This is a genomic window from Cupriavidus taiwanensis (assembly GCF_900250075.1).
GTDB lineage: Bacteria > Pseudomonadota > Gammaproteobacteria > Burkholderiales > Burkholderiaceae > Cupriavidus > Cupriavidus taiwanensis_C.
Map to the genome: position 1 here is coordinate 226,520 of NZ_LT977072.1, position 13,286 is coordinate 239,805.

At 56.7% G+C, this 13,286-nt stretch carries 7 protein-coding genes and 5 pseudogenes; 4 read left to right on the forward strand and 8 right to left on the reverse strand.

Translation table 11 applies throughout. The features are described 5' to 3' along the window. Positions 1-128: 128 nt before the first annotated feature. Complete coding sequence (locus CBM2588_RS29800; RefSeq protein WP_115683916.1) at positions 129-1,610, reverse strand: aldehyde dehydrogenase; 1,482 nt, start codon at positions 1,608-1,610, stop codon at positions 129-131. 456 nt (positions 1,611-2,066) lie between these two features. On the opposite strand from CBM2588_RS29800, the pseudogene CBM2588_RS29805 reads away from it, so the two are divergent. From CBM2588_RS29805 to CBM2588_RS29815, 4 genes and pseudogenes are all read left to right on the forward strand, one after another. Beyond that, positions 2,067-2,281 (forward strand): annotated as a pseudogene (locus CBM2588_RS29805) (transposase); the annotation flags it as partial. A gap of 314 nt (positions 2,282-2,595) precedes the next feature. Beyond that, the gene (locus tag CBM2588_RS29810; protein WP_115683917.1) at positions 2,596-3,321 is read left to right on the forward strand and encodes an IclR family transcriptional regulator; all 726 of its coding nucleotides are present in this window, start codon (positions 2,596-2,598) and stop codon (positions 3,319-3,321) included. Positions 3,322-3,474: 153 nt separating this feature from the next. Further along, positions 3,475-3,602 (forward strand): annotated as a pseudogene (locus tag CBM2588_RS31755) (IS256 family transposase); the annotation flags it as partial. Positions 3,603-4,612: 1,010 nt separating this feature from the next. After that, positions 4,613-5,200, forward strand: coding sequence for a helix-turn-helix domain-containing protein (locus CBM2588_RS29815; protein WP_115684035.1), 588 nt, complete (start codon positions 4,613-4,615; stop codon positions 5,198-5,200). 458 nt (positions 5,201-5,658) lie between these two features. Here CBM2588_RS29815 and CBM2588_RS29820 read toward each other — a convergent pair whose 3' ends face one another. From CBM2588_RS29820 to CBM2588_RS29855, 7 genes and pseudogenes are all read right to left on the reverse strand, one after another. Next, a complete protein-coding gene (locus CBM2588_RS29820; protein WP_231942371.1) occupies positions 5,659-6,870 on the reverse strand; it encodes an MFS transporter in 1,212 nt (403 codons plus the stop codon). A 104-nt stretch (positions 6,871-6,974) separates the two neighbouring features. Beyond that, on the reverse strand, positions 6,975-7,514 hold the full coding sequence (locus CBM2588_RS29825; protein ID WP_269462462.1) for a GNAT family N-acetyltransferase: 540 nt from the start codon (positions 7,512-7,514) through the stop codon (positions 6,975-6,977). A 60-nt stretch (positions 7,515-7,574) separates the two neighbouring features. Further along, positions 7,575-8,112, reverse strand: a pseudogene (locus CBM2588_RS29830) (6,7-dimethyl-8-ribityllumazine synthase). A gap of 47 nt (positions 8,113-8,159) precedes the next feature. Beyond that, a pseudogene (locus CBM2588_RS29835) lies at positions 8,160-9,635 on the reverse strand (sodium:solute symporter family protein). A gap of 383 nt (positions 9,636-10,018) precedes the next feature. After that, positions 10,019-11,017, reverse strand: a pseudogene (locus CBM2588_RS29845) (aldehyde dehydrogenase family protein). A gap of 163 nt (positions 11,018-11,180) precedes the next feature. Beyond that, complete coding sequence (locus CBM2588_RS29850; RefSeq protein WP_115683918.1) at positions 11,181-11,690, reverse strand: flavin reductase; 510 nt, start codon at positions 11,688-11,690, stop codon at positions 11,181-11,183. Positions 11,691-11,742: 52 nt separating this feature from the next. After that, on the reverse strand, positions 11,743-13,107 hold the full coding sequence (locus CBM2588_RS29855) for an LLM class flavin-dependent oxidoreductase (protein ID WP_115683919.1): 1,365 nt from the start codon (positions 13,105-13,107) through the stop codon (positions 11,743-11,745). Between the last annotated feature and the right edge of the window lie 179 nt (positions 13,108-13,286).

Genomic DNA, 13,286 nt, shown 5'->3' on the forward strand with positions numbered 1-13,286 from the left:
ATGGCCCTGTCAGAATCTACCATCAGCCTAAAAGTGGAAAAAGACCGTGATACCTCAGCGATCAACCAAAAAATTCGATAATTTTTTTCGTTTATCTCATCCTCATTCCCTATGTATAGGCCAATTTGCTACTGCGCGTTTGCGCTGACTGTCTTAGCCGGCGTCCCTGCCTTAGTCGAAACCCAGACACTTTTGGTCTCGAGGAACTCGCGCACAGCTTCGATACCGTTCTCACGGCCGATTCCGGATTGCTTCATGCCACCGAAAGGGAGGTTGAAGCTCATCGCGCGATAGGTGTTAATCCACACTGTGCCGACCCTGAGCGCCTTTGATACACGAAGCGCCTTGGAGATATCAGCTGTCCATACTCCTGCTGCGAGCCCGTAAATGACATCATTGGCTATCCTCACTGCGTCAGCTTCGTCATCGAAGCCCATGACCGACAGCACGGGGCCGAACACCTCTTCTTGCGCGATGCGCATGTCGCTCTTTACGTCGACAAAAACCGTGGGCTGCACAAACTGCCCACCAGAGAGATCCCCTATGGCCTCGCCCCCTATTACACAGCGAGCGCCTTCTGACTTGGCGATGTCGATGTACCGCAAAACCTTTTTATACTGCTCCGGTGTTGCGAGAGGACCGATGCTATTCTCCGGTGCGTTTGGATCACCGACTCGCGCCAATGCAACCATTCTGACAAGTTGATCGACGAAAAGGTCCTTGATGCTATTCTGCACCAGCAAGCGGGACCCTGCCACACACGCTTGACCGGTCGCTGCAAAGATCCCCGACACAGCTCCACTTACTGCCTGTGCGAAGTCGCAGTCCTCGAACACAATATTGGGCGACTTACCACCTAATTCCATTGAAACCCGTTTCATAGATTTTGCAGCAGCCGCGTAGACCTTTGCCCCGGTGGCATCCGATCCAGTAAAACTCACCTTAGCGACGTCAGGGTGTTCCACCAACGCAGCCCCAGTCTCCGGACCAAAGCCAGTGACAACGTTAAATACTCCACTCGGGAAGCCGGCGTGCTGGGTCAACTCCATGAACTCCAGTGTGCTCGCCGAAGCGAACTCTGATGGCTTCAGGACCACGGTGCAGCCTGCTGCCAAGGCGGGCGCGCATTTCATCGCTACGAAAAGCAAAGGTGAGTTCCAGGCCGTCAAGGCAGCGACTACGCCAACTGGCTCGTGGGTGGTAAAAGCAAAGGCATCGGACCTGTCCAAAGGAACGACAGTGCCTTCTATCTTGTCAGCTAGGCCGCTGAAGTACCACCACCACTCCGACTGCGAGCGAAGCTGGTTGAGCACCTCAGTCATCACCTTGCCATTGTCCCGTACCTCAGTTTCTGCCAGGCGCTGGGCTTTATCAAGGACCAGATCACCCAGACGTCGCATTAGTTTGCCGCGCGCCGTGGCTGTCATCATCGCCCAAGGTCCCGCCTTCAGGGCACGCGAAGCTGCCGCCACCGCGATATCAACATCTTCCTTTGTACCTCTAGGGATGCGTGCCCAAGCCTCGCCGGTGTACGGGTTGACCGTATCGAACCACTCCAGTCTTACTGGATCGACATAACGGCCGTCAATGAACAACTTATAGCGTTTCATTTGAATCTGAATTCCCCTTATCTAATGAGCATTGATTCGGTATTGCATTTCATTCATTTGCCAGCGCCTTGCTATGGTCCCCAGCACCGCAAGTGCGTCGACTCAATCCTTGCACTTGCTCGCTTACATGCGTCAAGCACATCACCCCGACGCGGAGGATCGGCATCGATTGTCGCTTATAACCTCGCTTCCATCCTTAATGGTGTTCTGGTCGGTCCCGGCAGGAACGTGTTAAACAATGCCCCCTCCTGTCTGCAAAGGCTTTAGGAATCAACACCTCCAACGCCGAACGGCTTGGCAAAGCATGGGGCAATCTTAACCCTTTGAGGTAGCTACGTGAAATCACCGTGTGATCCGAAGGATCGTTCCAGTTCCCGACTCAGTCACAAAAGATTGACGGCGCCTCCGCCACCGCTGTCGGAAAAAATGTGACATTTGTCGTGGTCGCTCCAGTTCAAGGACCCGCTGATCGCGGTCGAGCGAGCCAAGACCCAGATTCGAGCGCGGGTCGAGCATCCGTTCCATGTCGTTAGAACTTGTTTGGACATCGCAAGGTTCGCTACATGGGTCTGGTCAAGAACACGACGCAGTTGTTCAGCCTGTTTGGTCTGGCGAATCTGGTGTACGCCAGGAAACTGTTAGTGGCCTCAGAGGGCAGCAATCCGTCTTGAGCAAGAAAAGCCACGGCTTGTACAACATCAACCGCAAACCTCATTGATCAGCGATTCCCTTGCAAGATGGTTGCTCCAATTTTTACGTAGGTTGCTTTGCTACCTCGCTCCATAGCTTAGTTTCTTCGCTCATGAAGGTGAGCACGAAATTTGCGATAGATAGCCTCCAGCCATCGCGCCACCATCTTCCTACCTAAAAAAAAGCGTCATTTTGTTGACACGGCAAGCTCTTTCCGCATGTAATGGCGACAATTTTATTCAGTTTAGGGTACCGCCTTTACGAGGTCAACAGCTGCATCTCTCTTTAGCCAACGATGCCACGCAAGCCACAAACCACATCAATTTCTGACGAAAATTCGGCGCCCGGAGGTGCCTCAAGTGTGGACCGTGCTTTGTCCTTGCTTGACGTGTTCACACCAGAATCTGCTTCGCTTTCACTGACTGAGATAGCGAAACAGACAAGGCTTTATAAAAGCACTGTACTGAGGTTGCTAGCATCCTTGCAACACAAGGGCTATGTTCAACGTAAAACAGATGGCAGCTACTGCCTCGGCCCACAGATCGCGCGTAATTATGCAATTTACGCGGCGTCATTTTCGCTCGAAGAAATCGTTATGCCGGCGTTGCGTGAACTCACAGAACAAACCAAGGAGAGCGCTGCATTTTATGTACGACAAAAGGAGTTCCGTCTCTGCCTCTATCGCGTTGACTCCCCACAGCTGGTTCGAGATCACATACGGGCGGGTGAGATCCTCCCTATTGATCGCGGAGCTGGCGGCCGCATACTGCTGGCCTATTCCGGTGAGCAAGGGGAAATCTACGATCAGATTCGTAAAGATGGCATTGCTATGCTAGTCGGAGATCGCGTACCGGAGCTCAGCGGCATATCAGCTCCTGTTTTCAATGCTGAAAAGGAACTCGCTGGCGCCGTCACACTTACAATGCCCACATCTCGCTATTCGGAAATCTTTGCGAAACCTGTACGCGATGCGGCAATGAGAATCTCATCGAGATTGGGCGTCACCGGATTTAACGAATGATGGCGCTGAGGCCTCACATTTTTTGAGCAAATGCACGGGCATGCGAAGCAACCCGTAACCTCTGGGTGTAGCCGATCAGACGCTTCGGCCCCAATACTGAACGTGACCATCACCCATGGAACTGTAGGATCATTGTACTGTCATTCGTGCGGAAGCACGCGCGAGATCCAGGCGTTCCTGGACGAAAGCTACGGAACCGATATCTCCCCGGAGTTCAGAACTCGGTCACGGGTATTGTCATGGCCTTTGCAATCGCGTGGCGGAGCCGCCCCCGCTCGACGCCGCATACCCGGTCGGTTCTTCGGCGTGTTGCTCGCGCTATGTATGTTTCAAGCATTCCGTTCTTGCGGGGCGATCTGAGCAACTGCCCTCGGGCACGATTGACGTTGCCTTGACGACCAATGCTCAACGCCTCGCTCTGGACATTTCGCCCAGGGATTTGGAAAGCGCGCTGAGCGAGAAGCGTGAAAATAAAATTGGCCACGTCAGCGATAATGAAGGCAAGTCATCGACTCGGATTCGATAGATGTATCGGCGTACAACTTTCCAACAATAGATCTAACGTGAAGGGATCTTGGCAACCGGTATTGCCAATCGCGTAACGCATCTCGTCTTCAATGGGAAGTCATACCTTTCGGGCGCCACGGAGACTGCAGTATTTGAGAAGGCAATCATTCAAGCCGCTGAAGACGGCCCCGACACGGAGGAAGCTCTCATGCAGGGGCATGCGGCATCGATGGAATGCCGCCGTATGCTACGGGTCACTTCGTCAGCCCAAGCGCAGTGGCTTTACTGAAGATCGGGATTCGCGAGCTGCTTAGATTTCGCCACTCAGCCATAGGGACGCCCCGAAGAGCGTCGATCTCTTACGACTGCGGCGCCGTCCGTGCAACGGAGACGCATAGCGACGTATCGAGCTGTAAGCGCAACTCAGTACCGGAGGCCCCCGAAATGACATGGCGGTAAAAGTCATACGATGGGTGCTGAAATCCACAATAGTTACTTTGTCGGGCGGCGCAGGACATACGTGAAACCAAAGTCTTCCGACATTCGGCGGCGCGTTGGTATTTGTGCAATGTTCAAGGATTTGTTGCAGAACCGATGACCGAATCTGGGGAGGAACCCTCGCTTGACAGAAGCCGAGCCAGCTTGTGCAGGGAAAGCCGAATAGGTTTACTATAGAGGACGATAGAAGACCAAATAGCCCCAGTGTTGGACCGCCAAACTTGGCGAGACCGATTTGCAACGTAGGGCAGAAGGACGCGATCCCTAGGTCCGTATAATGACGGCCATGATTGATACCTCCTCCTCTTCCACCCGGTCGCCTGTGGACCCTACAGGCGCGATTTCAGCGCGCGTGCGCATCGAGCGCGAATCGCGAGGCTGGTCAATGGGCGAGCTCGCTGAGCGCGCCGGCGTGTCAAAGGCCATGATCAGCAAGATCGAGCGTGGTGAAGCGAGTCCGACCGCAACAGTCCTAGGTCGGCTTTCCGGAGCCTTTGGCCTGCAGCTCTCGATGTTGCTGGCACTGGCCGAACAGTCTGGCGATCGCCTTTGCCGTGCCGCCGATCAGCCAGTCTGGACCGATCCCGAGACTGGCTATACCCGACGCGCGGTGTCGCCGCGCAATGGTGGCATGCTGGAACTCGTGGAAATCATGCTCCCAGCCAATGTTCGGATTTCTTACCCGTCATCGGCCTTCATCTTCCAGCACCAACAGATCTGGGTACAGCGAGGGACCCTAGTGTTTCAGGAAGGTGAACTGGTACATGAGCTAGAAGTCGGCGACTGTCTGCAACTCGGCCCTCCCGCACCATGCACCTTCATCAATCCTAGCAACGACCCCTGCATCTATCTCGTTGCGTTGGTCAAGCGCTAGGGTAGCCGGTTGAAAGGACGCATGCTTCCACTGCAGCGCTCATCGCAGCTCGGGCATAGCGCCGTGTGTGCACGCCTGCGATCTCCAATGTTTACGCTCGACAACAAGACAGCCGTTCCAATATGAGATCCCAATGCTGGCGCTTGTTGGCAATGAGCGGAAGTGTCAAATGGCGTCGCAAGCCAACGGGCGTAAAGAAGACTTCCGAGGCTTCGGGTCAATGCGCCCAGAACCCCCGTGAAATGCCCCATGGGTACCGGCCGCTCAAGTGGCACGGCCCTCTGAGCCCATCAAGGGATATCGAGGTCGCTGAAATTCCTTCCAGCATCTCGAACTTCAGATCGCTGACCACGCGGTAACTATATTGATCGGGCGTTAAGGAGCGATTCACAAAGGTTTACACATATCCGAGCCGCGCGTTCGAAGGGTTTCCCACGGGGCTGCTGCCGCAGCCCCTGTCAGCGGGAACTGCGGCCCAACGACAGGAAGCCTATGATTCCCAAAAATGGCCCTGGCAAAAGCATCCAGGACGTTTTCATGCCCAGGTCCCCTTGTAACGTGGATACGAGGGTAATGGAAGCCACCGTCAGCGTAAATCCAATCGAGTTCTGAATGGCGAGTGCACCGCCGACCAAGGGCAGAGGGCATGTCCTGGCAGCTAGCGCTGAAAACTGCGGGGAATCCGCGACGACTGCCGCTCCCCAGATCAAGAAAAAGACCAACAGCCAACCCCGTGACAGCGCGTCTGCCGCGAACGGCAAGAGGAAGCAGCACACTCCTGAAATCGCGAGAGCGCTGAGCGCGACGCGGGCACTATCTACCCAACGGGTCAGCACGCCGCCGAACACGCATCCAATGGCGCCAACCCCAATGATGGCGAAGGCCAGCGCTGAGATTCCCTGTGTTTCGAAAAGCGACGGCAGGGACGAGCGTGCAACGAGCATGGGTAGTATTGTCCAGAACGCATAAAGCTCCCACATGTGCCCGAAATAGCCTAACGAAATCGCTCGGAACTGGGGATCGCGAAACGCGTGCAATGGATTGCCCGGATTCGGTCCGCCCGGGCGGCGCATAGGCAAGTGCGGTCCGTTGCCCAAGTAGATAACCATGACTGCCGCAATGCCTGCCAACACCGAAGAGCCAACCATGACGTACTGCCACGGCCATTGTGCCGCCACAATGCGCAAGCCATGCGGCAGCGCGGCCCCTAAGGTCAGCATGCCCACCAGCAATGCAAGCGCTGCCCCTGCTCTATCGGGGGCCCAGCTAATAATCAGCTTCATCCCAATCGGATAGACGCCAGCGAGACATACGCCCACAGCAAACCTAAGTGCGATTGCCGCGGAGAAATCCCCTGACAAACACGAGAACCACGCGTTGAAAGCAGCACCAAGCAGTGCCGAAAGGCAAAAAATTCTGCTCGCGGAGAACCGGTCCGCGAGTCCGAATACGGCGAATACCAGGGTGCCCAGTATGAAGCCGCTCTGAACTGCCGCCGTGAGCATGCCAATGTTTGCAGCCGTCAGACCCCACGTTCTGGCAAGAACGTCGGCCGCGCTGTTGGCGCTGAACCAAAGCGAGGTTCCAAACAATTGCGCGGTGGCTATTGTCAATACAGGGTCGAGACGAAGCCATCCCGACTTCAAAGCAACATTTGAAGATTGAGCCATATTCTGGGAATGCATTCTGCTGCTGGCAGCGGACTTCATTCGCGGAATCAGCCAGCGCAGCACCTTTGATCGGCGAGCGGAAACGACGGAGCATCGCGTATGCGCTACTGTTTCCATGCACCATCCGGGTCAGCACGATGGTCGATGTTGAGCTGCATGAAGACCAGATCCAGCCACTTGCCGAACTTCGTGCCAACCTCCTTCATCAAGCCGACCTGCTCGAAGCCCAGTTTCTCATGCAGACGGATCGAGCTCGCGTTACCTGCTTCGATCGCGCCAACCATGATGTGTTTGCCGAGTTCGCCCGCACGCTCGATAAGAGCTTTCATCAGCGAGCCGGCAATACCCTTGCCACGCTGGTCGTTTCGCACGTACACCGAGTGCTCCACGGTATGGCGGTAGCCATCAAATGCCCGCCAATCCCCAAATGACGCATAGCCGACCACAACGCTAGTTGTGTCCAGCGCCACCAGAACCGGGAAGCCGACCTGGCGCCGTGCGGACAGCCAGTCCAAGCGATTGGCCACATCGACAAGGACTTCATTCCAGATTGCCGTCGTGTTCTCCACAGCATCGTTGTAGATTGCACATACCGCTTCCATGTCTTCCGACGTGGCATCTCGAATCGTTACTTCGATCATCATGTCCCTCTTCAATATGGTCAAAACTCTCCACGCTGCCTGATTGGCGGCGGCATTGGATCCCTATGCGGTGGCCGAAGTCAGGCGCTCGCCTGCTCTTCCAGCAGCCAGATGCCGTGCTGCTCTACAGACATGCATCCACCCACGCGCTCTAGGCAGCCGACTGCCCGAACACACGCGTCTGCCACCTCTTCGCCCTTCTCTATCAAGTGTTTAGCGAAGAGCCTGTGTAAGGGCTCTTCGGCGCGAAAATTGTGCGGCGTCAACACCATTGAAAACACCGGCGTGTCTGTTTCGAATTGCACGCGCATCAGCGCCTCCACGACGGCTTGCGCCACGAACTCATGCCGATAGATACCCCCGTCAACAACGAGCGCACTTCCGATAACCGCCACATAGCCCCCCGCGCCGCAAACCGTTTGGCGAACAACGGAATTTCGAATGGCCCGGGTACTTCGAAGAAGTCTACGGCATTGGTGTCCACGCCGAGTTCTACCATGCGGCGCAGGAATCCCTCGCGTGCATGCTCCAGCAGGGTTTTGTGCCACTCCGTCTGAATGAACGCCACACGGGTCGTGGGGGAAAAAATGTCTGTCTTCATAACAATCTCCTGGCGGAGGGATCGCCTCCGCCCATATCACCCCGGTGTTATTGGGAAAGCGGAGCCGTCAGACCCGGGCGCTCGCTTCGCCGCGTCAGCAAGGTTACGATGATCAATGTCGCGATGTTCAGTACCAGTGCGACAACGCCCGACATTCACGTCCTTCAGAGCATCCGGCAGAAATGGGAAGAGCGAAGCCACCGACTGCTTAGTCAGAGACACCCACGCAACCGTCGCCTCTCCCACGGCAATGCTAGTCATTGCCGCGACCGGCGTCACCGGATTATTCCGTTGCAAACTCATCACAAGGACCGGGAACAATTGGGTGACGAACGCGTAAGCCATCAGCAGGAGTGCGACGATTGTCTTCCCGCCCTGGAGCGCGAAGAAGAGCCCGACTGCCATGATGCACGGTGCCATGCACTTACTCAGCTTTACGATCTCGGCGCTGCTGGCAGACGGGCGCAACGGACGATAGACGTTATTGGCCAGCATGGTTGACGACGTCATCAGAATCATGGACCCCGGCACTAGCGCTGTCAGAACGCCTGCCGCCCCGATGACACCGACAAACCATGGGTCGAAGGTTTGCAGAGAAATCTTCAATAGTGCGAGATCGATGTCGCTTCCTTTGAGCCCGGGAATCTGCAGAACTGCAGTAAATCCGACGAAGAAGATAACAGGAGCATCAACTGATAGATCGGCAGAACGTAGGCATTCTTGCGTAACACGACGTCGCTATTTGCTGTGTAGGTCGCCATGAACATGTGTGGCCACATGTAGAAGCCCAGCGCCGAAAGCAGAACGGTCGAAACCAGCCACACTGGGCTCTCACCGGACTCGCGCAGGGCAAGAAAACCTGGCTTTGCTGCCTCGATGTCCGCAAACATCTGCCCCACGCCGCCGTGGTAGTGGAACGGCAGATAGAGGCCGAGGAACACGGCGACAAACATGACCAGCATGTCCTTGACCACCGACGTCCACGCGGACCCGTGTACGCCGGAGATTGCCACGTACAAGGCCACCACAAAGGCACCGATCCACATGCCGTGGCTGGAGTCGATGGCGCCATACGATGCAACGCTCACGATAATGCCAAGCCCCTTGAACTGCAACACCAGGTATGGCATCAGTGCCACAATGCCGACAACGGCGATCAGGATGCCCAGCGGCCGGCTGTCATATTTCGACGCGAAGAAGTCGGATTGAGAGATCAGGTTCTTCGCTTTGGCATAGCGCCAGATCGGCGGTAACAGCCAGTACGACAGGACAAAGCAAAGGCTTCCATAGCCCAGCATGTAGTAGGCCGGGCCACCGTGGCCATACGCGTATCCACTCGCCCCAAGAAAGACGAACGTCGTGTAGATTTCGCCGGCCATCAACAGGAACACGATTGCCGTGCCGAAACCCCGGCCGCCCACCGCCCATTCCTCCAGGCTCATGTTTTTTCCTCGCCTGGCCAGCAGACCGAGCGCGAGTGCCAGGGCAATGGCCCCAAAAATGAAGATCAGGGCGCTATTCATACATGCTCCTCAGCCGCGGTCCCGCGATCGTCGTGTGCCATACTATCGCGGTGAAAGATGATTGCCATCACAACTGACGTGAGTACGAGATTGAGGGACAGCCAGCCCAGCAGAAAGGGCATACCGAGAATCTGGGGGTAACGCGGTTCAGAAAGAATGGGCCTGTCAGCACGCCTGCGGCGGGTAGCAAGGCTAGTAAATGGATGGGGCGCATCTCCATCTCCTTTGGTGGCAATAAACTTCCTACCCCGCTCAAGTTGGTGACCGACGGTACCAACTTGAACGGACCGGATTGAGCGGGACGTTGTCGTGCTTTTTGGAGTTGGCGAGCTCCTTGATGGATCGCATCTTTCACCATCTCGTCAAGGCAGGCAAGTCGCCGCTCATTTGCGACAGGTCCGATATCGCTGCTCGGCTCCAGCGCATGCCCCACCCGTATTGGCACCGTACCGAGCGAATGCTTCGACAAACTTGTCGTAGTCCTTGCGATGAACGAAGATGCGCGTAGGAGCAACGCATATCTGGCCGGCGTTGTTCAATTTCCCCTTTACGCAGGCGAGGGCTGCCGAGTCGGGATCCACATCATCGCAAACGATGACCGGCGCGTGACCGCCCAACTCCAGAATCGCCGGCTTCATGTGTTGGGCTGTCAGGCCGGCCAGGTGTTTGCCGACAGGCGTGGAGCCAGTAAACGTAACGGCACGGACGACCTGGCTTGCGATCAGGTACGACGAGATCATTCCCGGATCTCCAAATACGAGGTTCAGCACACCATCAGGAAGTTTGGCATCGTGGTAGGCCTGGGCCAACATCACGGCTCCCGCAGGCGTTTCCTCAGCGGCCTTGAGAATGATCGAACATCCGGCAGCGAGTGCACCACGCACCTTGCGTGAGGGAGAACTCATTGGGAAATTCCACGGCGTGAATGCAGCAATCACGCCGATGGGTTCGCGGATCACTGTATGCCGCATGGGCGGCTCTGCGGGGATCACACGTCCGTAGAGCCGCTTGCCTTCGTTCGCATCCCATGTCATCAAGTCACAACCACGCAGCACCTCGGCGCGCGCCTGCGCCAGGGTCTTGCCTTGCTCCAGGGCAATCGCGGTCGCAATGGTCTTCGACTTGTTCGCGAATCAAGGCAATCGCCTTCAGCATAATCTTTTTGGCGCGCCGTGCGTGCGACGTGCGACGTGCGACGTGCGAAGCCAGATCTTCAGACCATCAGCCGCGGCCGATAAGGCATCGTCAAGGTCTGCAGTAGTAGCGCTTGGCACCGTGCCGATGGTGGTTTCGTGCGATGGGTTGATAACGGGCCGACCAGGTGCGCTGCGCCACTTGTCGCCGATCAGCATTCGAATTTCCGGATAGGAAGTCATGTGCATTGCCTGCTGGAGATAAGGGAAAGATCGAAGTCATTCAGTCGCCTGCGATGGGTACCCCCGTGAAACCTGGAGCGCACACGGCGCATCGCGAGGGACGAGCGCGTCCGACACAGGCGCGTAGCGCCCATGTGCGACCTGACGTCTCGGGGTTTTGGAGCTGGACCTAGGCGGCTACGGCGACTTTCACAGCCGGCGCTTCGACACTATGGAAGTTGCGCCCAAAGTAGATCAAGGCGTCGCGGTCATTGCGCGTCCGCACGGCTTTGATCTCGCAGAGAAACATGGTGTGCGTGCCAACGTCCATCATGGATGCGACTTCGCAGTCCAGAGCACTGACGGTGCCGGCAATCACGGGGGCACCGGTCACCAGCAGATCCCATTCCACATCGGCAAAACGCTCCTCGACTGAGACGCTCTTGCTCGAGAACCGGATGGCCGCGTCTTGCTGATCCGCTGCGAGAACATTGACGCAAAGGCAGCCGTTCTCACGCACTACATCGTTGTTCTTGCTTCCACGATTGATACAGACAAGCAGAGTCGGGGGCTCGTCCGTGACGCCGCACACTGCCGATACTGTGCAGCCGGCCAGTCCGCCTTCGCCGTTACTCGTGATGATGTTGACCGCAGCCCCCAGCCCGGCCATGGCTTCTCGGAACGATGTTTTGTCTACCATAATGTTCCCCTTAGCTTGGGCCTCATAGTTTGTGAAGGACGTGCTGCGCGGATTACCGTACAGCGGCGCGTGCCTTGGCTGCGGCATGGGTAGCCGGCAGGCGCGCATGACCGAACAGCTTTTCGCGATACGTACCCTCGCGATAGGCGGTCTTGTATACGCCGCGCCCCTGCAGGATCGGTACCAGCAGATCGATGACGTCGTCGAGGCATTCCGGAGCCACCGTGCGCGACAGGTTGAAGCCTGCTACACCGGTTTCGGTGGCCCACTCGACCATCAGGTCTGCGATCTGTTCGGCAGAACCGACCCACGGTGCCTGGCGGCTGCCCAGCGGCATCTGTTCGAGCAGCTTGCGCAACGTCCATTGCGCCCCTGCGCTACGAGTCACGGCTTCCACGTTGGAAACGATCGCCTGGCTCTTGGTTACATCGATGGGCTCGTCGAGGTCGTGGCGCGAAAAATCGATGCCAAGCGAACTGGCTGCGTGTGCGAGTGCGCCTTCCGAACTGGCATATCGCTTGTATTCCTCGTACTTCTCCTGCGCTTCCTTTTCGGTGCGACCAATGATCACCGTCGCTCCCAGGAATGCCTTGACATCGTCCGCGCTGCGGCCAAAGGCCACAGCCTTCGCGCGGATGTCGTCGACGATAGATTTGACGCCCTCCTTCTTCTGGCCATTCACGAAGACACATTCGGCGTGCGTCGCTGCAAACTGCCTGCCGCGCGTCGAGGAGCCCGCCTGGTAGAGCACCGGTGTCCGTTGCGGCGACGGAGCGCACAGGTGCATTGCGTTCACCTTGTATTGACGACCGTGATGGTGGATCACGCGGACCTTTGACGGGTCCGCATAGATGTCTTTGGCCTTGTCGTTGATGACCGCGTCGTCGTCCCAGCTTCCTTCCCAGAGCTTGTACACCAACTCCAGGTACTCGTCGGCCAGGTCGTAACGGCCATCGTGTGCTACCTGCCCGTCGAGGCCTATGGCTCGCGCCGCGCTGTCCAGATAACCAGTCACGATGTTCCAACCGATGCGCCCACCTGTCAGATGGTCAAGCGTCGACATGCGGCGAGCAAACAGGAATGGCTGCTCGTACGTGAGGTTGGCCGTTACGCCGAACCCGAGATTGCGGGTGACCGCGGCCATTGCCGGAATCACCAACATCGGGTCGTTCACCGGCACCTGTACGGCATTTCGAACAGCCGCGTCCGGGTTACCACCAAACACGTCATAGACGCCAACAACATCGGCGAAGAAGATGCCATCGAACAGCCCACGCTCGAGTTTTTTCGCGTAGTCCACCCAGTATTGCACTTCGCTGTACCGGCTCGATTCATCGCGGGGATGGGTCCACAGTCCCTGCTGGATATGACCCACGCAGTTCATGTCAAATGCGTTCAGGCGGATTTCACGACTCATTTTTACTCCTAGTTGTCGAGAGAGGGTCCGAAGGAAGCTACCCATCCATTCTGTTTACTATAGTCGACAGATGAACACGAAAGAAGACCTTTTGGGTTGAGGTAAACCCCTAGATGGCTTGTGTAACCCTCGGTTCTAGCTTTGCGCGCAATGACGAGATTAGCTAGGTAGGCATATAC